This window comes from Ralstonia sp. ASV6, from assembly GCF_016429285.1.
Classification (GTDB): domain Bacteria; phylum Pseudomonadota; class Gammaproteobacteria; order Burkholderiales; family Burkholderiaceae; genus Ralstonia; species Ralstonia flaminis.
The window spans coordinates 13,952-37,414 of record NZ_JAELUI010000026.1 but is presented as its reverse complement, the minus strand read 5'-3'; the positions used below and the strand labels follow the sequence as shown (position 1 = coordinate 37,414).

Genomic DNA, 23,463 nt, shown 5'->3' with positions numbered 1-23,463 from the left:
CATGGTGGACTTGCTGATCGCCAAGCGCTGGGTATCCGGCTTCGTCTTCTACTACCCGTTCTTCATGTCGTACTTCTGGATGATCGGGGGGCTGCTGCATTACTTCCTGTTGGAGCGCGGCACCGCGCGCGTGCAGCATCCACTGGCGCTGCTGGGCGTGAAGCGCTACCCGAAGGTGTCGATCATCGTGCCCTGCTACAACGAGGAGGCCAACGTGCGCGAGGTGATCAGCCACCTCGCCCGCATGCGGTATCCGAACTTCGACATCATCGCCGTCAACGACGGCAGCTCCGACCGCACCGGCGAGCGCCTGAACGAACTCGCCGCGCAGTACCCGCAACTGTTGGTGATTCATCAGTCGTCGAACCAAGGCAAGGCGATTGGGCTGACCACCGCCGCGCAGGTGACGGACGCCGAGTACCTGATGTGCATCGACGGCGACTCCATCCTCGACGTGGACGCCATTGCCTGGATGATCCGCCACCTGATGGAGAACCCGACCATCGGGGCGGTGACGGGCAACCCGCGCATCCGCACGCGTTCCACGCTGCTGGGGCGCATGCAGGTGGGCGAATTCTCGTCGATCGTGGGGCTCATCAAGCGTACGCAGCAGATCTATGGGCGCTTGCTGACGGTGTCGGGCGTGGTCGTGATGTTCCGCAAGCACGCGCTGGAAGAGGTGGGCTACTGGAGCAACGACATGCTCACGGAAGACATCGACATCAGCTGGAAGCTGCAGGTGGGCGGATGGATCATCCGTTACGAGCCGCGCGCGCTGTCGTGGATTCTGATGCCCGAGACCTTCCGCGGCCTGTACAAGCAGCGGCTGCGCTGGGCCAAGGGCGGCATCCAGGCGCTCATCAAGTACGCGCCGGCCATGTTGAGCCTGCGGCAATCGATGATGTGGCCGATCTTCTTTGAATACGCGCTGTCGGTCGTGTGGGCGTACAGCATGCTGATCGTTATTTCGTGGTCGGTGCTTGGCTTCTTTATCGACATGCCACCCGAATGGCGCATGGAGGCCTTCCCGCGCTGGCACGGCACGCTGCTGTTCATCACGTGCGTGCTGCAGTTGCTGATCGGCTGCTTTATCGACCGCCGCTACGACGACGGCATCCTGGGCTACTTCGTCGATGCCGTCTGGTACCCGGTGGCGTTCTGGATTCTCAACCTCATCACCACGGTGGTCGGCTTTCCGGCCGTCGCCTTCCAGCGTACACGTGCTCGCGCACGCTGGACCAGCCCCGACCGGGGCGTACAACAACAGGGGAATTCGCCATGACCGCACTCGTCATTGACGTCTCTCGCAATTCGATCCGGCAGTCGTTTTCGGACAAGGGGATCGTCGGCACGTTGCACCACGTGCTGTGGTTCCGCATCTTCCGGCCGATTCTTGTGATCTCGATCTGGGCTCTGCTGGGGCTGTATGTGGGCTACTCCATCAGCAGCGTGGGGCCAAGCGGTCTACCGTTCGAGCAACTGCGCATGTATAGCCACATCATTGCCGGCATGGGCGCCGTGCTGGTGGTGTGGATGGTCCTCTCGCGGCTGGACCGCGCCATCCGCCGCAAGATGGCGCGTACGCAAGCTGCAACGCCAGCGTCCGCCGCGGCTGTCAGCGCCTCTCGCGCGGCTGCATCGCGCGCCAAGCAGACCGCCTGGCAGCGCCCGAGCAACACGCGCCTGCTGGTGGTTGACCATGACGACGACGGCGACATCACCCACGTGCGCTCATGGCAGGAGTGGACTGGCCACCCGGCACCTGCAGGTACTGCCACGCCAGCCGTGCTGTTCACGCGCAGCCCCGAATACGACCCGGACGAGCCGATGCTCCCGGCGGGCCCGGTGATCGTCACCGACCGCACCGATCGTGCCGAACCCTCCCTGGCCCGCGTTGCCGAAGTCGCATCGCATGCGCCTGCACCTGCACCGCAGCAGCGCGACGTGATGACGGCCGCCGACATCGTCACCGCGGAAGCCGCCGGTTTTCATCGCTTCGGTTATCGCGGAAAACTGGGTCGCAACGATTGGGTGGAGCCGCCCGAGCCGGCATCGTTTGCGATGCGTCCGGGCTTGGCACGCTACTACGGCGGCGTGACGGCGGTGGTGCACGGCCGTGCTCGCCCGGCGGTGCATGCGTCAGGCCGTATCTCTGAGCGCACATTGGAGCGCTACCCGAGCATGCACGCCTTCGGCGCACATGCGCAACTGGAAGACCCGTATGCGACGCTGGACCGTGTTGAGCGTGTCGACCGACTGCATGGCTTCGGGCGACGCGGCAACGTCATTGCAGACGAAGACTGATCGCCTGAACCGGGAACGGAGCCATCCGCCATGAGCGCGCCCTTCCTTGGAAGGCGCGTTTTTTTATCACGTGTCAGTCACGCCTGTTGGGGCTGGGCGCTCTGAGACGGATACGCCTCCTCCAGCGCAATGGCGCCCGTCTCCAGCAATGACTTCAGGTTGGAGAGAATCTTTGGCCAGCCGCCCGACACGGCGTCGATCAGCTTCGACGGCGCACGCTCAATGGTGTGCGTGAGTGTCAGCTTGATCGCCGTGCTGCTGGGTTCCAGTTCCATCGTGCAGAGCGACGGGCCCTCGGCCTTGAGCTCAGGTTTGGTCTGGTGCTGCCAGCGGATCACCAGACGACGGGGCGGCACGGCCTCGACGATCTCACCGTCGTCGAAGACCACACCATCGCCGGATACCAGCGCCCATGAAGCGCCCGCCGTCCATTGGCTTTCGCAGCGCATGCCGAACCAGTACTGCTCCATGGCGTCGGCATCGGTCAGGGCATGCCACAGCTTCTCAGGTGTGGTGCGGATATAGGTGACGTAGGCAAAGGTCGACTGTGGCATGGGCGTTCTCCCGTTGTCGTTTCAGCATAGAACGCGTGATCGGCGACGAAAACAGGGGGTGGCCTATTGCGTCGCCCAGTTCTGGAATTCCAGTTTAATGGAATGAAAATCCAGTAAGATGGAAATATCAAACGCTGCACCGGAGCTTGAATGATTTCCCCCGCACTCCATGACGATATCCGCCTGATCGACTGCACCGAGGCCGAGCATGCGTCCGCCATTCTTGAAATCCTGAACGAAGCCATCGTCAATTCCACAGCGCTGTACGACTACGTGCCGCGCCCGCCGCAGGCCATGGAGACCTGGTTTGCCGCCAAGCGCGCCGGCGGCTTTCCGGTGGTGGGTGCGGTCGATGCCTCGGGCAAGCTGCTGGGCTTTGCGAGTTGGGGCACGTTCCGCGCATTTCCTGCCTATAAGTACACGGTGGAGCACAGCGTGTACGTGCACCACGCATGCCGTGGCCGCAAGCTTGGCGAGCGGTTGCTGCGTGAGTTGATTCGCCGCGCAAAAGAGAAGCAGGTGCACGTGCTGGTGGGCTGCATTGATGCGGTCAACGGGGCGAGTATCGGTCTGCACACCCGCCTGGGGTTCGTGCACGCGGGCACCGTCAAAGAGGCCGGCTTCAAGTTCGGCCGCTGGCTGGATGCCGCGTTCTATCAACTGAATCTGCAAATGCCAGAGCAACCAGTCGACGGTTGATTGCTGCAGCAGCAACAAGACGCAGATCCACCTTCAGATGCCCTAGCGCAAAAAGACTAGGGCGCGCACATCAAGCCAGCGCAATCGTTGTCACCCGTTCGCGCATTTTGAGGGCAAACGTATGTCGCCCGGCAAGGCGCGTAAACGTGTGAACGATCGTGCAGCGCATCACGCAGACGTGGCGAGCAGGCGCCTTGCTTGGTCAATCGCGCACGCCTATGCTTGGTTCTCCTGCAGGCCGGCCAGCACACTCTCTCATTGTCATCGGCGCTTGCAGTGCTCATGGTGTCCGTAGATCAATATCGTCACGGCGGCCCGTCCGTGACCGACAACCACGATGGAGTCGACTGTGCTGAGTCCCCATGAATTTGCCGTTCTGCTTCTCGTCAACGATGGCGCCGAGTCCAATCAACTGGATCGCGCCGATGTCGAAGCGCTGATCGAGCGGCAACTCGTCACGCTGGAGCATCGTGGCCCCGACCGTTGCTACGCTCGGGTGACCCTCCAGGGCTATGTCTTTCTCAAGGCCTCAGGCCATGTCCGCGCCAGCGGACGCAGGTTGGCCACGGCAACTGCGCATTGAGGGTACCGCTCCGCGTACGAACGTTTCCTCATTCCTGGTGTGCAGCCATCGCCGCGTCCGCTCTTGACGGTTGTCGTTTGCCGCTTCACTCATGCGCGGTGTGCGGATCACCATCGTTCATAGGCCACGCACGCGAACTGCGCGAGCGCCGCGAACGTGAGGCCGGTGAACGAGAAATGCGCGAGCACATGGAGTATTTGATCCACTAACGCGATGACAACCCCAAGCGGCCCATGCGGTGCATCTGCATGGGCCTTTTTGCTGTGCTGAGGCGGGCGAATGTGGGTTGGGATGGCGACAATATCGGTGCAGCAATGCAGCAATCGGTGTCCATCGCGCGGAGGCGGTCTTAAGCCTCCACTTCCGCCAGCGCCTTGAGCCCCACCGACAACATGGCCAGATCGGCCTGCCCCGCGGCCACCTGATCGGCAATCACGCGGTTGTAGCGTGCCAGTGCTTCCTGCCGGGCGGCTTTCCATGCATCGACCAGCGCTTCTGCTCCCGCACCGGCGGGCGCATCACGCAGCACCGAGCCGGTCAGCCTGCGGCGCAGTTGCCCCAGCTCTTCGAGCAGCGTTGCACGTGCCAACATCTGCCAGTGGGTTTGCGTGGGCAGGTTGAGGATGCCGCTTTGCAGCCAGCCATAACCAAGCGGCTGGTCGAGTGCAAAGTACACCCGCGCGGCGAGCTTGGCGTCGCAACCGCTGGCGGTGGCCACTTCGGCAATATCGAGCAGCGACACCCGTGCCGGCACACCTGCCGCAATGCGTGCCAGCGCTTCGGGTACGCCCTCGTCAGCCAACGCCTGCTGCTGTTGTGCCGACGCGCGCGCGGAGTCTTCCGTCTGCAAGCCATCCACTTGTGGCGCCAGCGCATCCACCGCATCACGAAAGCGCTCCACCGTGGCAGGCACATCCGACATGCGCCGCCGCAGGAACCACAGCGCGGCGCGCTCGTGCAGCTGTGCAAATGCGGTGAACAGCGCCGTCTGCGTTTCGTGCGGCACCTGCGCATCGAGCCCGTCGACTTGCGCCCAGAGCGGGTCCATCCGATAGACCGCGCGCGCCACCAGGCTGGCCCACACGACGGCCCGCGGTTCTGCGCCAGTTTCTTCGGCAAGGCGGTGCACGAACGTCACACCCGCGCGGTTGATGAGTGCATTGGCGTGCATGGTCGCCGGGATCTCGCGCCGCAGCGGGTGCCGCGGCATGGTCGGGCCGCAACGTGCCTGCAGCGGGTGCGGAAAGTAGCCGGGCAGGCCATCGGCCACGAAGGGCTGGTCGGGCAAGTCACTGGCCAGCAGCGCGTCGTACAGCCACATCTTGCTGTAGGCCATCAGCACCGCGCGTTCCGGTGTCGTGAGGCCACCGCCGGCAGCCCGCCGGGCATCGATTTCCTCATCCGGCGGCAGAAATTCAATGACCCGGTTCAGGCGCCCGGTGCGTTCCAGATAACGCATCAGCCGTGCTTCGGCATCCAGCCACTGTGTCGTGCGCGTGCGTGCGAGTGAAAGCGCCTGCGTCTGGAAGTAGTTGTCGCGCAGCACCAGCTCGCCCACCTCGTCGGTCATCTCGGCGAGCAGCGTGTTGCGCTGCTTGAGCGTCATCTCGCCATCGGCCACCACCAGGCCGAGCAGGATCTTGATGTTGACCTCGTGGTCGGAGCAATCGACACCGGCTGAATTGTCGATGGCATCGGTATTGATGCGCCCGCCGTGCAATGCATATTCGATGCGGCCGAGTTGCGTGCAGCCCAGGTTGCCGCCCTCGGCCACGACCTTGCAGCGTAGCTCTGCCCCATCCACGCGCAGCCCGTCGTTGGCGCGGTCGCCCACCTGGGCATGCGTTTCGCTGCTGGCCTTGACGTAGGTGCCGATGCCCCCGTTGTAGAGCAGGTCCACTGGCGCCTTGAGGATGGCGTGCAGCAGATCATTTGGCGCCATCTCGGTTGCAGTGACATCCAGCATGGCGCGCACTTCGGGCGATAGCGGAATTGCCTTGGCCGTGCGCGGGAAGATGCCGCCCCCCGGGCTGATCAGCGCCTTGTCATAGTCAGCCCAGCTTGAGCGCGGCAGGTTGAACATGCGTTCGCGCTCGGCAAAGCTGGCGGCCGCATCGGGTGACGGATCGAGAAAGACATGGCGATGATCGAACGCCGCCAGCAAACGGATATGGCGCGAGAGCAGCATGCCATTGCCAAACACGTCGCCTGACATGTCGCCCACACCCACCACGGTGAAGTCCTGCGATTGCGTATCGACACCCATCTCGCTGAAGTGCCGCTTGACCGATTCCCACGCGCCGCGTGCGGTGATGGCCATCTTTTTGTGGTCATAACCCACCGAGCCGCCTGAGGCAAACGCGTCGCCCAGCCAGAAGCCGTATTCGGCAGAGATGGCGTTGGCGTAGTCCGAGAAGGTGGCCGTGCCCTTGTCGGCGGCCACCACCAGGTAGGGGTCGTCCTCGTCGTAGCGCACCACGTCACGCGGTGGCACGAGGTGGCCGTCGACGTAGTTGTCAGTCAGGTCGAGCAGGCCGCGCAGGAAGGTCTGGTAGCACGCCACGCCTTCGGCCAGATACGCGTCACGATCACTGGCCGGCGGCGGTTGCTTGACGATGAAGCCGCCCTTGGAGCCCACCGGCACGATGACGGTGTTCTTGACCATCTGCGCCTTGACCAGCCCCAGCACCTCGGTGCGGAAATCTTCGCGCCGGTCAGACCAGCGCAGCCCGCCGCGCGCAACCTTGCCGCCACGCAGGTGCACGCCCTCGACACGCGGCGAATACACCCAGATCTCGAACATCGGTTTGGGCTCGGGCAGGCCCGGCACGCGTGCAGGGTCGAACTTGAACGACAGGTAGGGTTTGGATTGCGCAGCCTGCCCATCGTCTGCCGCACGCTGGAAGTAATTGGTGCGCAGCGTGGCCTCCAGCACGCCCAGGAATTGACGCAGGATGCGGTCTTCGTCCAGGTTCGGCACCTCTTCCAGCGCTTCGGCAATCTGTGCGCGCAGCTTGTCGGCATCGCGGGTGCGTTCGGCCTCGTTGAGTGACGGGTCAAAGCGCACCAGGAACAGGCGGACCAATGCCCGGGCAATGGACGGATTGCCCGTCAGCGCGCTTTCCATGTAGGCGTTGCTGAAGGTCGAGCCGATCTGACGGATGTAGCGCGCATACGCTCGCAGGATGCGTACCTCGCGCCAGGTCAGGCCAGCCTGCAGCACGAGACGGTTCAGATCGTCGTTCTCGACCTCGCCCGTCCAGATGCGTGCGAAAGTGTCTTCAAAGCGCCCACGTGCTTCGTCCAGGTCGACCTCGCTGCCGTCGATGGTCTCCATGCCGAAGTCGTGCATCCAGATGGGGGCAGTATCGGCGGGTTCGACACAGTAGGGGCGCTCTTCGTTGACGCGCACGCCAAGGTGCTCAAGCATCGGCAGGCTGCGCGACAGCGAGGTCGGCTCGCCTGCACGGTAGATCTTGAAGCGCAGTGCGCCGGTGGGGGCTTCCAGTGGCCGGTAGAGCTGCATCGTGAGCGTGCCGGCGGCAGCGGCTTGCGGTGCCGATGGTGCGCCCGCCAGCAATGGCTCCATCAGCTCGATGTCGCGCACGGCAAGCCGGGCGGGGTAGTCCTCCCGAAAGCCGGCGGGGAAGGCATCCCCATAGCGGCGCAGCAGGCGGTTGCCGCGCTCCTCACCACCGCGTTCGAGCAAGGCATCGGCCAGGTCGTCTTGCCAGCGCCGTGCGGCCTGTACGATGCGCTCTTCCAGTTCAGCCACATCCACCTCGGGCACGTTGCCCGGCTGTGTGCGCACAGTGATGTGGATGCGCGCGAGCATCGACTCCGACAGCAGCGGTGTGAACTCAACCCCCGTACCGTGATAGGCGTCTTGCAGCAGCTTTTGAATGCGCACGCGCAAGTCTGTGTTGAACTTCTCGCGCGGCACGAATACAAGGCACGACACGAAGCGATCAAAGCGGTCACGCCGTACGAACAGCCGTGTGCGTTGCCGCTCTTGCAGTCGCAGGATGCCGAGCGCGATGTCGTGCAGCTCTTCCCCCTCGATCTGAAAGAGCTCATCGCGCGGATACTGCTCAAGAATCGTGATGAGGGTCTTGGCAAGATGCCCGTTCGGCAGGAAACCGGTGCGCGCAATGACGCTGGCAACCTTGCGCCGCGCCAGCGGAATGCTCTCCGCCGGCACCATGTAGACGGTGGAGGTGTAGAGCCCCAGGAAACGTCGCTCGCCGCATGCGTGCCCGTTGGCATCGAAGCGCTTGACGCCCACGTAGTCGAGATAGCCAGGCCGGTGCACGGTGGCGCGCGAGTTGGCTTTCGTGATGAAAATGGGCGCGGGCGCATTGATGATCTTCACCGCGCCGGGAGCGAGCCGCGACAGATCCGAGCGGCCGGCATCGCGCAACGCCTCGCGCAGCACGCCAAGGCCCGTTCCTGGCAAACCTTGCAGGTAATGGCCGTCTTCCTTGACGACGAGTTCGTAGTCTCGATACCCAAGGAAGGTGAAGTGCCGCGCCAGCATCCAGTCGAGGAAGGCCTGTGCCTCGGCAATTTCCGCGCGCTCTGTCTCATCGGCAGAGGGTTGCGCGGCGCGGGCGCCCAACGCGTCGATGGCGGATTGGGCTGCGGCCTGCATCGGCTTCCAGTCTTCCACGGCTGCGCGCACGTCACGCAGCACGCGCACCAGGCCGTCATGCAGTGCCTGTATCCGCTGTGGCTCTGAGAAACGATCGACCTCGATGTGGATGTAGGACTCGTAGCGGGCGCTTTCGCCGTTCTTGTCGCTTTCGCCGGTGGTCTCGTCATCGGCATCGGCGGGGGTGTCGCCCGCGAGTGTCGCCGGCCGCAGCACGCCGCCGGCTTCCACTGCCAGACGGGTGCCGGCCGCATCGCGCCGCATGCGATAGACCGGGTGGCAAGCAGAATGCAGCGCGAGACCCTGCCGGTTGATCTCCATCGTCACGGAGTCGAACAGGAACGGCATGTCGTCGTTGACGATCTCGACCACCGTATGGCCGCTGTACCAGCCGTGCTGCTCAAGGCTTGGGTTGTAGACCCGTACGCGTGGCTGCCCTGACACGAACTTCTGGCCAAGCTGCCAATGGGCCATTGCCGCTCCGTAGAGATCGGCCACGCTGCGCAAGACGACGTCTTCGGGGTCGGCCAGTCCGTAGTAGTGCCGCATGAATGGCTCGAACAGTGCGGCGATCTCTGGCGCACGTCCGCGTGCAAGGGCCACTGCATCCGCCATGTGCTGACGGACTTTTTCTTCGTGCTGGGCAGACATGGGCGATCTCCCGAAAAGCGCGGAAAAACAGCTTTTCCATGCTACGCCGCGTGCCCTTGGGCCGCAACGTGCAACCCGTGTCAACCAAAAAGGGGGGGGCGTGGGTCAGGCGCGCCTTTTTGTGCGGCGCGTCTGTAGATCGGCCGACGGTGCCTTTGCGGCGCCTTGCGTGATCTTGTCCAGCACGCGCTTGGTCCGCCCTGCGCAGCTCTCGTTTTCAGTGCGGCTGTTGATGTCGCTCACGAGCGCGAGCAGGTGGTGCTTGCTCTGTGCCAGGCGCTGCTCCAGCAATTCGATCTCGCTGATTTTGCGGTGCAGCGCCTCAAGCAGTTCCTGATGCGGCCACTTGTCGAGGTCGGGCGGCAGGATGGCGCGGATTTCTTCCAGCGAGAACCCAGCACCCTGCGCCAGCAGGATGATCTCCAGCCGGGTCAGCGTGTCGGGCGTGTACTCGCGGTAGCCGTTGGCCTGTCGCTGCGCAGGCTGCAGCAGGCCGCTGGCTTCGTAAAAGCGGATGCGCGAGGCGGCTACGCCACTCAGCTCCGCCAGTTCGCCGATTTTCATACGCATGCTCCGGGTCTTGACATTAAAGTCGACTTTAAGCTTAAGGTTAGGGCGTCGTCAAACCGGGATGCCCCTCATGAATCTGTTCACGCCCCTTACGCTACCCAATGGCGCGGTGATTACCAACCGCCTTGCCAAGGCCGCCATGGAAGAGAACATGGCCGATGCGGACCACGCGCCATCCGATGCATTGGTACGCCTGTATAAAGCCTGGGCCGAAGGCAACGTTGGCCTGATGCTCACGGGCAACGTCATGGTGGACCACCGCGCCATGACCGGGCCCAACGGCGTGGTGCTGGAAGACGATGCCCACCTCGACCGCTTCCGGCGCTGGGCGCAAACCGCACGCGCCCACGGCGCGCATGTCTGGATGCAGATCAACCACCCGGGCCGCCAGATGCCTGCTGCACTTGGCCAGACCACGCTGGCGCCGTCTGCCGTGGCGATGGACCTGGGTGCGCTGTCCAAGCAGTTTCCGGTGCCTCGGGAGATGAACGCCGCCGACATTGCGGACGTGCAGCAACGCTTCACGCACGCAGCGGTGCTGGCCGAGCAGAGTGGCTTTACAGGCGTGCAGATTCACGCGGCGCATGGCTATCTGCTGAGCCAGTTTCTTTCCCCGATCACGAACAAACGGCAGGACCAATGGGGCGGCCCGATCGAGAACCGCGCGCGCCTGCTCCTCGACATCGTGCGTTCGGTGCGCGGCGCGGTGTCGCCGCAGTTTGTGGTGGCGGTCAAGCTGAACTCGGCGGACTTCCAGCGCGGCGGCTTCAGCCCGGACGATGCCAAGCGTGTGGTCGAACTGCTCAACCCGCTGGGCGTTGATCTGGTGGAGCTGTCCGGCGGCAGCTACGAAGCACCGGCCATGCAAGGGCAAGCCCGCGACGGCCGCACGCTTGCCCGCGAGGCCTACTTTCTGGAATTCGCGCGTGACATCGTTGGCATTGCGCAGATGCCGCTGATGGTCACGGGCGGTATCCGCCGCCGTGCGGTGGCAGAACAGGTGGTCAACAGCGGTATCGCCATGGTTGGCATTGCGACCGCGCTGTCGATTGATCCGAACCTGCCGCGCGATTGGCGGGCGGGCAAGAACACTGCACCGGTGCTGCGCCCGATTACCTGGAAGAACAAGGTGCTGGGCTCGCTGGCCAATATGGCGGTGGTCAAGTTTCAGCTGCAACGGCTAAGCCAGGGGCGTGGGACGAACCCGCGTGTTTCGCCGTTCAGGGCACTGGTGGTGCAGCAGCTGGCTAATGCCTGCCAGACACGGCGGTACAAGCGCTGGACGGCGCAGCGCGCCTTACATTGACCGTTGACGTGGGCGCTAGTGCAGGAGGGTGGCTTGGGCAATGCCCGCAACTGCGCAGAGGGCCACCACGGCAAGCGGCGGCAGCTTCCACCGCGTCAGCAGGCAGAACCCGACGGCGGCAATCGCAAAATCCAGCGGGGCATGCACCGCGCTGGTCCAAACCGGCGAGTACAGCGCGGCGGCCAGCACGCCAACCACGGCGGCATTCACCCCTGCCAACAGCGCCGCCATGGACTTGCGCGCACGCAATGCCTGCCAGTACGGCAACGCGGCAACAACCAGCAGCAGCCCTGGCAGGAAGATGCCCACCGTGGCGAGCACGGCACCGCCCAGGTGATTGGGCACGCCGCGCATCATCCAGCCGAGAAACGCGGCGAATGTAAACAGTGGCCCCGGTACGGCCTGTGCAGCACCGTATCCGGCAAGAAAATCGCTGGAGGTCACCCACCCCGTGGCGACCGTCTGCTCTTGCAGCAACGGAAGCACGACGTGGCCGCCGCCAAACACCAGCGCGCCCGAGCGGTAGAACGCGTCGAACACACGCACAGCATCGCCTGCGCCGGCTTGCGATAGCGCCGGCAACCCGAGCAACAACACACCAAAGAGCACCAGCGCAATGGCGCCAGCGCTGCGGGAAATGCGGAACCCCGTGTGTTGCCCGGGCGCAGCGATGACGCCGGTCGCGGATGTGCCTCTGCACAGCGCAAGGCCAAGTACTGCGCCGAGCGCAATGGCGATGAGCTGCGCATAGACGGAAGCCGTCAGGCTTAGTAGCACGATGGCTGCCAGCGCGATGCCGGCCCGACGAAAATCGGGGCACAAGCGCCGCGCCATGTCCCACACGGCTTGCGCAACCACGGCAACGGCCACCAGCTTCAACCCGTGGATCAATCCGTCGCCAAAGGGGCCGCCGAGCGTTGGCGCCAGCATGGCAAAGGCAATCAGCAGCAAGACGGACGGCAGCGTGAACCCGCACCACGCTGCCAGGCCGCCAAGCCACCCGGCGCGCAGCAAGCCGATCGAAAAGCCTACCTGACTGCTGGCCGGCCCCGGCAGGAACTGACACAAACCAACCAGATCGGTGAACGTTGCGTCGTCAAGCCAGCGCCGCCGCTCGACAAACTCGCGGCGGAAGTACCCGATGTGTGCCACCGGGCCGCCAAACGACGTCAGCCCCAGCTTGAGGAAGACGGCGAGCACGCCCAGCGCATTGGTTGCCTGTGCGGGTCGTGATGCATCCATGTTGGTATCCATGGCGCGCTGCGTGAGGGTTAACGGATGTCTTTTGCCGCGTCCCACAGGTCGCGTGTGCCGAGGGTTGCATGCCAGGCTTCAAAGCGGGATCGCCATTGCTCAAAGGGCTCGCCCAGCGGGTGCCTGGGGTCGTCGCTCAACGCATAGGCCATGCCCTCGATCAGCCATCCGGGGCGGGTGGCCACCGCATAGTTGCCCAGCACTTCTGCTTGCCGGAAATGGATCAACTCGTGTGTCACGTAATAGGTTTTCCACCCGCGTGGCGCAATGACCAGGCCCAGGTTGCCCACGGCTTCTGCCGCACGGCGCCCAATGCCGAACGTATCGGCGCAAGTCGATGTCGTGCAGAACACCATGCGCGGCGCCCGCTGAAACGGCCCGACAGCGTTCGCGGCGTGGGTGTAGCCATCCTGGTACAGCTGTTGTGCTTCGCTCAGGCTGGCAACGTTGTCGGTGCAGATGTTGGGCAACGGGCAGGACACCCCCGGCATGAGCGATGGAGCAACAACCCGCAGCGGCTTGACGAAGGCAAGCGCCACAGCGGGCAGTGCGACCAACAGGGCGGCACTGGCGGCCAGCAGGATCCGGGTGGGCTTCATGAGTTGGTGGTCGAGAGGTGGGCGGTGGCGAACATTATCAGGTATCCGCGCTGCCTGAGCGGTGCCGCCGCCCTGTCAGTCGTACAGGATCTGCACTGTCACCACGGCTGTGAATGGCCCGATCTTCGGCGCGCCGAGCGGTTTGAGCGTGGCGCTCATGGGCACGTCGATGTGGGTGTCGGTGGCACCAAAATTCGCCAGCGGAAACGGCTCGCCGATCGGCAACTGCTGTCCGTGCTGATCCTGGATGCTGATGCCGAAGTTGCTGTCGGCCGTGGGCAGGATCAGGTTGTTCTGCACCGGATTGGCGGTTTCAAAGTAGCCGTTGATGTTGACCCCTGTTGTGCACTGCGTCTTGTTCAGCGCCAGACTGAACGGCTTGGCGGGGGCGGTCGGTGAGAACCCCGTGGGTGTGGCCTGCACTTGCCCGAAGTCGACAATGCCGGGCTCAGGTGTGACGGTTACATCAACGATGCACGGCGTGGGTTTCAGGTTGTCCAGCCCGCTCAGGATGTACCGGAAACTCGTGTTGCAGCAGTTGATGCCATTCAGACCATCGAACTGGAATGCTGGATAGGTGTCTTGCGGCACACCCACCCAGGTACCACGCTTGCGTACCACCACCTGATAGCTGATGCTGACCGGAACCTTCGGGCAGAGGCCCGCAGAATAGTCGCTGCTTGAGCAGGGCGGCACCACATAGCCTGTTGGCACGCCCGTGCCGGGCAGATTGCCCGCACCAAAGTAGTCGACGCCGTTGTAACGGATACCGATTTCCAGCCCCCATGCAGCTGGGTCCATCTTGGCCGGGTTGGCATAGAAGGAGATCGGATCGTCGTAGGTCAAGGACCCGCCGCCCAGATCCTTGTAGCAGACACCCGTGGTAGTGCGGGTGGGCGAGATCCAGATGACGTAACCATCGGGAGCGTTGACCGGATAGGTTTGGACCGAGCCGATGGGTTCGATGAATTGATCAGCACCGCCCGAGGTGAGGCAGCGCACTGCCAGTGCCGAATGCGAGCCCAAGAGAAAAGCCAGGCCAAGCAGTGCTTGCAGTACCGCCCGCCGCAAGAAGCCGCAATGCGTTGTCATGGCTGCACGCTCCGGCAAAGGGTGGCGTCACACGCATACTTGACAGCGTTCTGCCCGCCCCAATCGTTCATGTGCGACACATAGAGCGTGCTGGGCAACGTGCCGGTGAAGTCCACTTCGGCATTGGCCTTGGGCTCGATCATCACAGCGTCGAACTTGAGCGTCTTCTTCTCTTCACCGGCGGCCAACTCAACCACGGTGACGTGATAAGGCGTCGGGTTATCGAACACCAGCTTGTGATGTGCAGCATCCAGCCGCAGCGTCATCGCCAGAGACACATCTTCATCCTGCTTGGGCTGTACACCCTTGGGCCGATAGAACAGCTTGATCTTGGAGTGCAGGGCGATCTGGATCGCGTTCTGCGCGTCGGTCTTGGGTGGGATCTCGCGTACGTTCAGGTAGAACACCGATTCGCGGTCGGTGGGCAGCGCATCGCCCGGCAGTTTCACGATACGCAGGACGTTGCGCTCGTTTGGCTCGATGCGCTGCAGTGGCGGCAGCACCATGAATGGCGATGTGATGCGTTTGCCAGCGCTGTCTTCAATCCATGACTGCACGACGTAGGGGTAGGTCGTGCTCTTGTTGGCGATGGTCAGGCTTTCCGATTGCGCATCGGCGTTATAGATGACTCGGGTGCGATCCGGCACCACGGCAGCCTGAGCGGCTGCGGCACACAGTTGCAGGGTGAGGGCAATACTGGCTAGCCGGTAGAAATGGGTAGGAAAGCGTCGCTTCATGATGAGGGTGTCGGAGTGGGGGTGGCCGACGCCACGCAGGACATCGGGATGGGGTCTGGCGTCAGGTGGAGCGTTTGCTTGACGGGGCCGACTTCACAGACGGCATGGTCCGCTTGCCGGACGGACAGCACGGTGTCCGATCGAACGCCTGCGAGATACACGACGCCATGTTCGCCAACGATGCCCAACTCCTTGCCGCTGGTCAGGTCGATGACGGAAGCCCCAAACGGCACTTCTTTGCCCGATGGCAGTGTCAGTGCCACCAAGGCGTTGCTTCCGTGCGTGGCGTCAAAGCGCAGGAAGCCGATGGCGCCATCCGTCAGGACGACGCGCTGTACAGGATTGGCCACCGTGGTCTCCAGTGACATGGCGTTGGTATTGACGCGGGCGTCATACGGGTTGAACGGCGCCACCGAGCCGATCACGGCATAGCCGCGGGCGTCCGTCCTGGCCTGCGAGCCGGAGAAGGCCACATCCGGCACGCCGTCAGACGAAACAAGGAGACGCGTATCACCATTGGTGCCGACCGCGTGCGGCTCGATCCCGTATTGCGTTGCCACCAAGGAGCCATCCAACTCAAGCGAGGCTGCGCTGTAGGCATTGCCGGTGGCCGAGGCCTGCGCATTGACTTGCACTGCGCTGGTCTGCTTGCGCACGTTGGCGCTGAACGATGCACGACCGTCGTTGGTGCCGGCGTAGGCGGCATAGCTCAGTCCATGGTCGTCACCGCCGGAGTAGCCCGTGCTGATGTTGGTGCCGCCCGTGCTGGAGGATGTGACGCTGGTCGACACCACTTGACGGTTGCCCAGCGGAATCGTCATCGCCAGGAAGACCTGATTGCCGTTGCCCGTCACGCCGCGCGTGCGGTACGCCGACACGTTGAGCGAGATGTTGCGTACCGAGCCGATCGACACCGTGCGCGTCAGCGTCAACCCAAGGCGATCATCCGGCGAGCGGTTCCAATAGCTGGTGTGGTCCAACGACAAGAAGGCTGAGACATCGCCCAGTCGTTTGGCCAATGACAAGGAAACCCGTTGGCGGCTGCCAGCCAGGCCGGCAGCGGTCGGGTCGCCAAAGAATTGCGGGAAGCTGGTGTAGGTGCGATCAGAAAAGCGGTAACCGAAAAAGCGCAGGTCCGAATCGAGCGTGTCGAAATGCTTGGCGTAGTTGAAGCGATACGAGCGGCCCGTTTGCGTATCGCCGTTCCACCATAGGCGGGCACGGGCGAAGGTCACGTCTGCAGAGATAGCGCCCAGTTTGCCCAGGTTCTTACCCATGCCAGACGCTACCGATGCATAGCCGTCTGCCCCGATGGTACCGCCGTAGACCGTCAGCTCGTGAGGAAGGCCATAAGCGGCTTCAACAAAACCGAAGGTGGGCGAGATGCCATTCCCACCAAACAAGCGCGGCTGGCCCGCGGCGGCCTTGTAGCGCAATTCTCCCTCGCGTGCGAGGAAAGGCACCGCAGAGGTGGTGACGGTGAAGTGCTGCTCCGACCCATCTTCTTCCTGCACGGTGACGTCCAGCGTGCCTTGCACGTTGGCGGAAAAATCCTGCAACGCAAACGCACCGGGGGGCACGCGCGTGGCATACAGCACGCGCCCCTGCTGCGATACCGTCACCATGGCGTATGTGCGTGCCACGCCGGTGATGGGCGCGGCGTATCCGCGCATGCCGGGCGGCAACATGCGGTCGTCGCTCTGGATGGCTGCGCCGTCCAGTGCGAACGTGTCAAAGATGTCGGAGCTCAGGTACGTCTGCCCGAGCGAGATCGTCGACTGAATGCTGGGCAGCGCGCGATAGGCGTACAGGCGATTGAACTGGAACGCGCTGCTTGAGCCGCCAAAGTTGGCCGCCGAGCCAGAGGATGTCTGCGCTTGATAGTCGCCCCGCAGGCGCCAGCCGCCCGCATTTGCGCCGACTGTGCCGTAGGCTTGCAGCGTATTGGTGGTTCCGCCGGGTGCATTCTGTGTGGTGCCGATGACGCGATAGTCGAGCATCGCGCCCGGAATGCCATCACTCCAACGCTGCGGCGGAATGTAGTTCGGGTCTGCATATTCCAGTGCCACCTGCGGCACTGTGATCTGGAGCTGCCCCTTGCCCTTGTTGTGCCGGACAGAGGCGCCTTCAATGGTGCCGAGGTCGACACAGTTGCTCTCCTGCGTAGTGGGCAATGCGTTTCGAATGGCTGCTTTCAAGCCAAACTGATCCACCAGGGCTGCCGGCAGGCAGGCTTGGCTGATGCCGGGATCTGACGATGACGGCACGAACACGATGCTCTCGCGTTGCAGCAGCTGACCGTTGAGTACCACGTCCAGCAGGTAGGTGCCCGGTGGTGTGTAGTCTGCGCGCGCGAACTGCGAGAGGTCCACGTCGTTTGCCCCATCGATGCTGAGGAACGATGAATTGAATTCGGTCGCCCGAGCATGTGCTGTTAGACCGAGGGCGGCAAGGCTGGCGCAGAGCACGCGTAGCTTGAGGTTCACGTCGATGAGGCCGGGGGGGGCACTTCCGGCAGGCGAGGCGGAGAAAAGGAAGAAAAAAGGGGGCTCGCGCCCCCCAAAAGTGCACCCGATGTGTCGGGCGCACGTAGCACTGTCTTTACTGGTAACGCACGGTGAAGTTGGCCACCGAGTTGGCCAGGCCCGGCGTGACCGTTGCGGCGGTCGCTTCGTACATGGCAGCGAACTGAACGGTGTTGTTGCCGTTGGACAGCACGACCGGGGCCTTCTGTTCGGTACCGTTGTCCAGGTATTCGCCGGCGGCACTTTGCAGGCGCACACCCACGTTGCTGGCGCTGCCGGTGGTGGCGAACAGGCCCGGGGTGACCGTGTCGGCCGTGCCGGTGAACGTGAAGAACGCGTTCTTGGCGGTGGTCGTGTCGCAGTCGGTCAGCTGGATGTTGAACGGCGTGGCTTGCGAACGGTCCCCCAGCTTGGCGAACGTGTTGGCCGGAACCTGGCCCAGCGAGACGGTCTGGTCCAGCGTGTCGCCGCTGATGCCGCAGGCGCCTGCAACGATTTCACCGTTGAACGTGATGGTGCCCGGGTTGCCGGTGCCGGCAGCAAGGGCGGATGCGGACAGGGCTGCAAGTGCAGCGGCTGCGAGAGCTTTTTTCATGGGGTTTCAGTTCAAAGAAGTTGTTAGATGCGATGCGGTGTTTGTGCACGCGATGCGATTATTGGCAGTACGCCGTCAGTCCGAAATCGGACGCGTTCGAAATGCACTGCGAGGTGCACGCTGACAACGAAACCGGGAGGACGTGCGTGTCAGGACCGCGGATGGGCATCCGGCAGTGCTGCCGATGAAGAGACCAATCCCACCTCGATGGCATAGCGGAACAGGTCTGCTTCGCGCTCAATGCCGAGCTTTCGCATGGCCATCATCTTCTGCGTGCTGACGGTCTGCTTGCCTCTTTGCAGGCGCTGCGCGATCTCACCAATCGACAAGCCCGACACGAACAGGCGGACAACCTCGGTCTCTCGGCGGCTCAGGGGGCGCATGCCGGGGCCTTGCAACTCGCGCGTTGTGTTGAAGATCGCTTGCATGGTTGGCGAGAAGTACGTCTTCCCCCCCATCGCGGAGCGCACCCCAAGCACGATGTGTTCGACATCGTCGGATTTGCTCAGCACGCCCTGTACACCTGTGGCGATGATTCCCGACAGGATTGCCGGGTTGTCCAGCATCGTCAGCACGACAATGCGCAAGGCCGGGTAGCGACGCATGAGGAACGAGAGCAACGGAACACCGTCTCCGTAATCCCCGCCGGGCATGGCGTAGTCGGTCAGCAGCACGTCGCACGGCTGGCGATCCAGGAGTGCGACCACCTCGGTGGAGCTACAGGCCGTATCGATGATGCTGATGTCGCTGATTGGCTCGATCGCCGCGCGCACGCCGGCGATGACGGCGGGGTGATCGTCAGCGAGCAACAGTCGAATGGGAGTTTTCATTGGATTCAACACACGTCCGGATCGGTGGCGAGAAAACGGCCCCCAAAGACGGGGGCCGTTCTGTGCCGATCGATCGATCGATTGATTGATTGACTGCGTTACCACTGATACGACGCGCCTGCGCCGTAGGTGGTGCCTGCACCGCTCACACTCGCGCCCATCTTGACCTTGATGCGATCGTTCAGGCGCGCGCTCACCCCGATGGCAGATGCTGCATAGCCCTGATACGAGCCCACGCCTACGCCCACCGCAATCGTCTTGCCCTGATCCACATCCGGGATCATGGTGAGCGCCGTGGCACCGGCAATGCCGGAGTAGGCCTTGCGCGAGACATCTCCCAGTGCTTGCTGCACCATGCCGATCTGCTGGTCGGTGTAGCTCTTGGCGCCTGCCACTGCTGTATCCATCGTGCGCTTGTTGACGGCATCGGTGCTCATCACGGCATCTGCCACGTTGGTGATGGCGCGCTCGCTGCCGGCCGAGCCGACCGAGACCGTGTTGTCACGATCTGTGGTCGAGCCCGCGCCCAGCGCCACGCTGTTCGTGTTCGATGCCGAGGCGCCGGCACCAATTGCCACCGCGTCGCCGCCGGTTGCCGAGGCCGCGTTGGCTTGATCGCCGCTGGTGGCAACGTGTGCGTTGGACTCACCCGTGGAGATCACTTTCTCAACCGTGGTGATGCGGTCGCCGGTCTGGCCAATCTGCGTTGCCAACCCGCTCAAGGCGTCACCCACGTTGTTGTAGGTCACGTCGTTGAAGGTATAGCTCGGCGCGATGTATGCACCGTCTGCACCGATCCCGGCTCCGCCGCCCAGCCCGCTGGCCAGGCCACGCAACTGGCCGACATTGGCCGCGTCCGTATCCGCCATGCCGGCTTGCACGTTCGACAGCAGCACCGGTGCCCCCGCATTGCCGAAGGTGACCTGCGTGCGGTTTGAACCTGCGTCGTAGGTCACGGCGTCCAGCGTGTTGCCGTTGTTGTCGACCAGGCCGGCTTGCTTGAGTTGGCGCAGGTTCACGGCGTCGGTTTCTGCCGTGCCATCTGCGACGTTATGGAGCTGCACCGGGCCTGCTGCATTCTGGCCGCCAAGCGTCACGCTGCTGTAGTTGACCGAACCGTCTGTGTTCACGTCATACGTCACGGCTGCCAGCGCATTGCCGTTGTTGTCGATCAAACCGCTCTGCTTGAGCTGGCTCACATTCACTGCATCGTGGTCGCTCGTGCCGTTCGCCACCCCCGTCAGCTTGCGTGCGCCCGCCGTGCCGGTCAAATCCACCACGCCTCCGTCGGTGCCAGCGGCTACGGTGATGTTGCGGGTGGTCGTGTCTTGTTGCACCAGGCCCACCGAACCATCGCCAATCTGCTTCTGCAGGTTGGTGATGTTGGTTTCGTTGGTCGTCACGCGGCCATCAAGGGCGGTTACGTTGGAGTTGATCGTGGTGATGTCTCCCGTGTTCTTGGCCACTTGCTGGTTGGTTGCATACAGCTGCGAGCCATTCACCGCGTCGGTGCTGCCGTCCGTCACCGTGCCGTCGGCCACGCCGGTCAGTTGGCGTGCACCTGCTTTGCCGGTGAAGTCCACCACGCCCCCATCGGTGCCAGCCGCCACCGTGATGTTGCGGGTGGTCGCGTCTTGTTGCACCAGGCCCACCGAACCGTCGCCAATCTGCTTCTGCAGGTCGGTGATATTGGTTTCGTTGTTCGTGACACGGCCATCCAGATTGGCGATGTCCCCTTGCGCAGTCGTCAGTCCGGTGTCGAGTGCGTCAAGTGCCGTGCCAACGTCGTTCTGCGTGCCACCCTGCACGTTGTACGTCGGGCCGGTGACGACGCCCGTGTTCGCGTCAATCTTGGCGCCGCCGCCAAGGCCCGCAATGACCGGCTTGAGTTGCTGCACATTCACTGCGTCGGTGTTCTCGTTGCCATTGGCCACGTTGATGATCTGGCGCGTGCCGTTGCCGCCCATGCCCCAGCCCACCGAGACCACGTTGTCACGATCGGCAACGGAGTCCGCACCCAGGGCAACGGAGTTCTCGCCGGTTGCATTGGCATTGGCGCCAATCGCCACGCCCCGGGAGCCAGCGGCAACCTTGGCAACGTCTGCCTTGTTGCTCCAGCCGTCTGCCTGGAAGTAGGCCATGTCGCTTGCGCTGGCGTTGGCCAGTTCAGTACGCAGTTGCTGAACGTTCACCGCATCGGTGGCGGCAGTGCCCGCGCTGACGTTCGCCAGCGTTCGGGTTGCGCCGCTCCTGTCGGCAAAGTTCACGCGTGCGCCGTCGGTGCCGGCGCCGACGGTCAGGTCAGCGCCGGCTGCAGCTTGCTGTACCAGGCCTACTTGACCGGACGAGATCTGGTCGCCCAGCTTGGTCACATTGTTGTTCACGGTCGTGATCTGGTCGCCAAGCTGCGTGGCCGTCGTGTTGAGTTGGCCAACGTTCACGGCGTCGGTGTCGGCAATACCATCGCTGACGTTGGCCAGTGTGCGGGTGTTGCCATCCTTGTCGGCGAAGTTCACGCGTGTGCCGTCCGTGCCGGCACCTACCGTGAGGTCCGCACCGGCAGCTGCCTGCTGCACCAGCCCGATTTGGCCGGCGGTGATCTGATCCCCGAGCGTGGTCAGGTTGTTGTTCACCGTCGTGATTTGATCGCCAAGCTGGGTGGTTGCCGCGCTGAGCTGGTTGACGTTGACTGCGTCGGTATCAGCCGTGCCTGCAGCGACGTTGGTGACTTGGCGCTCGTTTCCGGTCGAGCCCATTGAAACGGTGTTGCTGCGCGTATTGGTGCTGCTCGCGCCCAGCGCAACAGCAGATGTCACGTTTGCTGCCACGGTGGCACCGTAGCCCAGCGCGGTTGAACTGCTTGCGCTCGCGTTTACTTTGGCATTGGCACCCATTGCAACGCTACCCTGCGCTGCCGCGGCGGAGCTCGTACCGATGGCAAAGGCGTTTCCGCCGGATGCGTTGGAGCCGTAGCCGATTGCTGTTGCGTTGTTTCCGCCTGCTGATGCGCTATTGCCAACAGCGGTGGCACCGTTGTTGGTTGCTCTGGCGCTGGAACCGAACGCGTTAGCGGCGTTTCCACTGGCCACTGCGCTTTGTCCCACGGCGAGCGAGTTCGGTCCTACAGGCGCAGATGCCGCCGTACCCGTGTTCTGGAACGCGGCAATGAATCGGCTGCCGTTCGCCATGTTCTCGATGGCCGTGGTGTTTTGTGCGACCTGCGCGTTGGTCGCGTTGAGCTGCGACATGTTCACCGCATCCAGATCAGCGACACCTGGCGCCACGTTGTGTAGTGCCACCGGGCCAGACGCAAGGCCATTGCCCAGCGTCACACTGTTGTAGTTGGTACTGCCGTCGCCATTCTTGTCGTAAGCAACGCGGTCGTTGACACCGTCATTCAACGCGTCGAGCGCTGCCCCAACGTTGTCTTGCGTACCGCCCTGCACCTTGTAGGTTGGGCCCGTCACCACGCCGGTGGCCGGGTCAATGGATGCGCCGCCGCCCAGTCCGGTAAGCACCGGCTTGAGCTGGGAGACGTTCACCGCGTCGGTATCGGCAACACCGGCGGCCATGTTCACCACTTGGCGTTCGCTGCCTTGCGCGCCGACCGAGATGGTATTGGCACGGTCGGCCACGCTGGCGGAGCCCAAGGCGACGGAGTCATTGGCAGTTGTTTTTGCTCCCATCCCCAGCGCCACGGCGTTGACGCCAGCGGACGTTACGCTTGTGCCAAAAGCCATGGAACCCTGCGCGGTGGCATTGGCATTCCAACCCATCGCAAAGCTATCTTGCTGCGTGGCGTGCGCGCCGCTGCCAAGCGCCGTCGCGCCGTTGCCGAGCGCCGTGGAGTTGGTGCCGATTGCGGTTGTGTTGGTGGCGGTCGCCTGAGCGCTTTGGCCAATGGCCGTGGCCCAGCCACCCGTGGCTGCCGCGCCAGCACCAATGGCTTGGGACCATTGTGCAGCACTGGCGTACGCGCCGATCGCGGTGGAGTTGGAACCCGTTGCGGAGGCGTGGTCACCGATGACCGTGGTCGCTCCAGCCGTTGAAGAGGCGCTGTTACCGATGATCGTGCTGCATGCAGAGCCGGGCAGGTAGGTGCTGTTGCAGCCTGCTGCGCTACCGTTGGCGTTATCGCCAATGACGGTGTTGTTGGCATTGCCCTGTTGCGCGCCCGTACCGGCAACGTAAGCGAAGGACTGCGTAGCGCCAAGGCTCAGCGTTACGGCGGCGAGTACAACCGAAACGCGTGCCAGCGTGCGCTGACCACCGGACTTCCTGCGGCTCTTGGCGGTTTCCGAGGCGGCCACCCAGGTGCCGGTGGCCGTGTTGAAGATGCTGCGATAGGTCTTGTTCATGGTGACTCCTGAGATGGATTGATCTGACGGGAGTCACTGTATTTTTCAGACGATTCTTAAACTATCTGACGAGTACTAAAACGACTGCACCTCGTACTGAGTCGTCTTGATTTCGTACTCGTACGAAGCGGGGGGAGGGGTTGGGCGCAGCCGAG

The 23,463-nt window shown here is 63.5% G+C and carries 16 protein-coding genes; 5 read left to right on the top strand and 11 right to left on the bottom strand.

Annotated features, from left to right (window positions below):
* The first annotated feature begins 1 nt into the window (after position 1).
* Complete coding sequence (gene pgaC / locus JHD73_RS07225) at positions 2-1,282, top strand: poly-beta-1,6-N-acetyl-D-glucosamine synthase (protein WP_199029234.1); 1,281 nt, start codon at positions 2-4, stop codon at positions 1,280-1,282.
* Positions 1,279-2,304, top strand: coding sequence for a poly-beta-1,6-N-acetyl-D-glucosamine biosynthesis protein PgaD (locus JHD73_RS07220; RefSeq protein ID WP_199029232.1), 1,026 nt, complete (start codon positions 1,279-1,281; stop codon positions 2,302-2,304). Before pgaC ends, JHD73_RS07220 begins: the two co-directional genes overlap by 4 nt.
* A 77-nt stretch (positions 2,305-2,381) precedes the next feature.
* On the opposite strand, the gene JHD73_RS07215 is transcribed toward JHD73_RS07220, so the two are convergent.
* The gene (locus JHD73_RS07215) at positions 2,382-2,858 is read right to left on the bottom strand and encodes an SRPBCC family protein (protein WP_199029230.1); all 477 of its coding nucleotides are present in this window, start codon (positions 2,856-2,858) and stop codon (positions 2,382-2,384) included.
* Between the two features lie 150 nt (positions 2,859-3,008).
* Between JHD73_RS07215 and JHD73_RS07210 the strand changes: the two genes are divergently transcribed.
* Entirely contained in the window at positions 3,009-3,557 is a 549-nt protein-coding gene (locus tag JHD73_RS07210; protein WP_199029228.1) for a GNAT family N-acetyltransferase, read from the top strand.
* A 349-nt stretch (positions 3,558-3,906) separates the two neighbouring features.
* Positions 3,907-4,140, top strand: a complete 234-nt coding sequence (locus JHD73_RS07205; RefSeq protein WP_199029226.1) for a hypothetical protein — start codon at positions 3,907-3,909, stop codon at positions 4,138-4,140.
* Positions 4,141-4,489: 349 nt separating this feature from the next.
* On the opposite strand, the gene JHD73_RS07200 is transcribed toward JHD73_RS07205, so the two are convergent.
* Positions 4,490-9,442 (bottom strand): NAD-glutamate dehydrogenase, encoded by a 4,953-nt coding sequence (locus tag JHD73_RS07200; protein ID WP_199029224.1) that lies wholly within the window; start codon positions 9,440-9,442, stop codon positions 4,490-4,492.
* Positions 9,443-9,547: 105 nt separating this feature from the next.
* Positions 9,548-10,006 carry a MerR family transcriptional regulator gene (locus tag JHD73_RS07195; RefSeq protein ID WP_199029222.1) on the bottom strand — a complete coding sequence of 153 codons (459 nt, stop codon included), beginning with the start codon at positions 10,004-10,006 and terminating at the stop codon, positions 9,548-9,550.
* Positions 10,007-10,082: 76 nt separating this feature from the next.
* Here JHD73_RS07195 and JHD73_RS07190 point away from each other — a divergent pair, with 76 nt between their 5' ends.
* Positions 10,083-11,318 (top strand): NADH:flavin oxidoreductase/NADH oxidase family protein, encoded by a 1,236-nt coding sequence (locus tag JHD73_RS07190; RefSeq protein WP_199029220.1) that lies wholly within the window; start codon positions 10,083-10,085, stop codon positions 11,316-11,318.
* Between the two features lie 15 nt (positions 11,319-11,333).
* Here the strand turns inward: JHD73_RS07190 and chrA are convergent, their stop codons facing one another.
* From chrA to JHD73_RS07150, 8 genes are all read right to left on the bottom strand, one after another.
* A complete protein-coding gene (chrA, locus tag JHD73_RS07185) occupies positions 11,334-12,572 on the bottom strand; it encodes a chromate efflux transporter (protein WP_199029218.1) in 1,239 nt (412 codons plus the stop codon).
* Between the two features lie 17 nt (positions 12,573-12,589).
* Positions 12,590-13,171 (bottom strand): hypothetical protein, encoded by a 582-nt coding sequence (locus JHD73_RS07180; protein WP_199029216.1) that lies wholly within the window; start codon positions 13,169-13,171, stop codon positions 12,590-12,592.
* A 75-nt stretch (positions 13,172-13,246) separates the two neighbouring features.
* A complete protein-coding gene (locus tag JHD73_RS07175; RefSeq protein WP_199029214.1) occupies positions 13,247-14,263 on the bottom strand; it encodes a fimbrial protein in 1,017 nt (338 codons plus the stop codon).
* On the bottom strand, positions 14,260-15,000 hold the full coding sequence (locus JHD73_RS07170; protein WP_199029212.1) for a molecular chaperone: 741 nt from the start codon (positions 14,998-15,000) through the stop codon (positions 14,260-14,262). Before JHD73_RS07170 ends, JHD73_RS07175 begins: the two co-directional genes overlap by 4 nt.
* Positions 14,997-17,486, bottom strand: a complete 2,490-nt coding sequence (locus JHD73_RS07165; protein ID WP_199029210.1) for a fimbria/pilus outer membrane usher protein — start codon at positions 17,484-17,486, stop codon at positions 14,997-14,999. Before JHD73_RS07165 ends, JHD73_RS07170 begins: the two co-directional genes overlap by 4 nt.
* Before the next feature lie 115 nt (positions 17,487-17,601).
* Positions 17,602-18,120, bottom strand: coding sequence for a fimbrial protein (locus JHD73_RS07160; RefSeq protein WP_199029208.1), 519 nt, complete (start codon positions 18,118-18,120; stop codon positions 17,602-17,604).
* A gap of 149 nt (positions 18,121-18,269) precedes the next feature.
* Positions 18,270-18,950, bottom strand: a complete 681-nt coding sequence (locus JHD73_RS07155) for a response regulator transcription factor (RefSeq protein WP_199029206.1) — start codon at positions 18,948-18,950, stop codon at positions 18,270-18,272.
* A gap of 98 nt (positions 18,951-19,048) precedes the next feature.
* Positions 19,049-23,308, bottom strand: a complete 4,260-nt coding sequence (locus tag JHD73_RS07150) for a YadA-like family protein (RefSeq protein ID WP_199029204.1) — start codon at positions 23,306-23,308, stop codon at positions 19,049-19,051.
* Positions 23,309-23,463: the final 155 nt, after the last annotated feature.

Coding starts and splice junctions, on each gene's coding strand:
- pgaC (WP_199029234.1), top strand. CDS start 2: ATGGTGGACTTGCTGATCGCCAAGCGCTGGGTATCCGGCTTCGTCTTC.
- JHD73_RS07220 (WP_199029232.1), top strand. CDS start 1,279: ATGACCGCACTCGTCATTGACGTCTCTCGCAATTCGATCCGGCAGTCG.
- JHD73_RS07215 (WP_199029230.1), bottom strand. CDS start 2,858: ATGCCACAGTCGACCTTTGCCTACGTCACCTATATCCGCACCACACCT.
- JHD73_RS07210 (WP_199029228.1), top strand. CDS start 3,009: ATGATTTCCCCCGCACTCCATGACGATATCCGCCTGATCGACTGCACC.
- JHD73_RS07200 (WP_199029224.1), bottom strand. CDS start 9,442: ATGTCTGCCCAGCACGAAGAAAAAGTCCGTCAGCACATGGCGGATGCA.
- JHD73_RS07195 (WP_199029222.1), bottom strand. CDS start 10,006: ATGAAAATCGGCGAACTGGCGGAGCTGAGTGGCGTAGCCGCCTCGCGC.
- JHD73_RS07190 (WP_199029220.1), top strand. CDS start 10,083: ATGAATCTGTTCACGCCCCTTACGCTACCCAATGGCGCGGTGATTACC.
- chrA (WP_199029218.1), bottom strand. CDS start 12,572: ATGGATACCAACATGGATGCATCACGACCCGCACAGGCAACCAATGCG.
- JHD73_RS07180 (WP_199029216.1), bottom strand. CDS start 13,171: ATGAAGCCCACCCGGATCCTGCTGGCCGCCAGTGCCGCCCTGTTGGTC.
- JHD73_RS07175 (WP_199029214.1), bottom strand. CDS start 14,263: ATGACAACGCATTGCGGCTTCTTGCGGCGGGCGGTACTGCAAGCACTG.
- JHD73_RS07170 (WP_199029212.1), bottom strand. CDS start 15,000: ATGAAGCGACGCTTTCCTACCCATTTCTACCGGCTAGCCAGTATTGCC.
- JHD73_RS07160 (WP_199029208.1), bottom strand. CDS start 18,120: ATGAAAAAAGCTCTCGCAGCCGCTGCACTTGCAGCCCTGTCCGCATCC.
- JHD73_RS07155 (WP_199029206.1), bottom strand. CDS start 18,950: ATGAAAACTCCCATTCGACTGTTGCTCGCTGACGATCACCCCGCCGTC.
- JHD73_RS07150 (WP_199029204.1), bottom strand. CDS start 23,308: ATGAACAAGACCTATCGCAGCATCTTCAACACGGCCACCGGCACCTGG.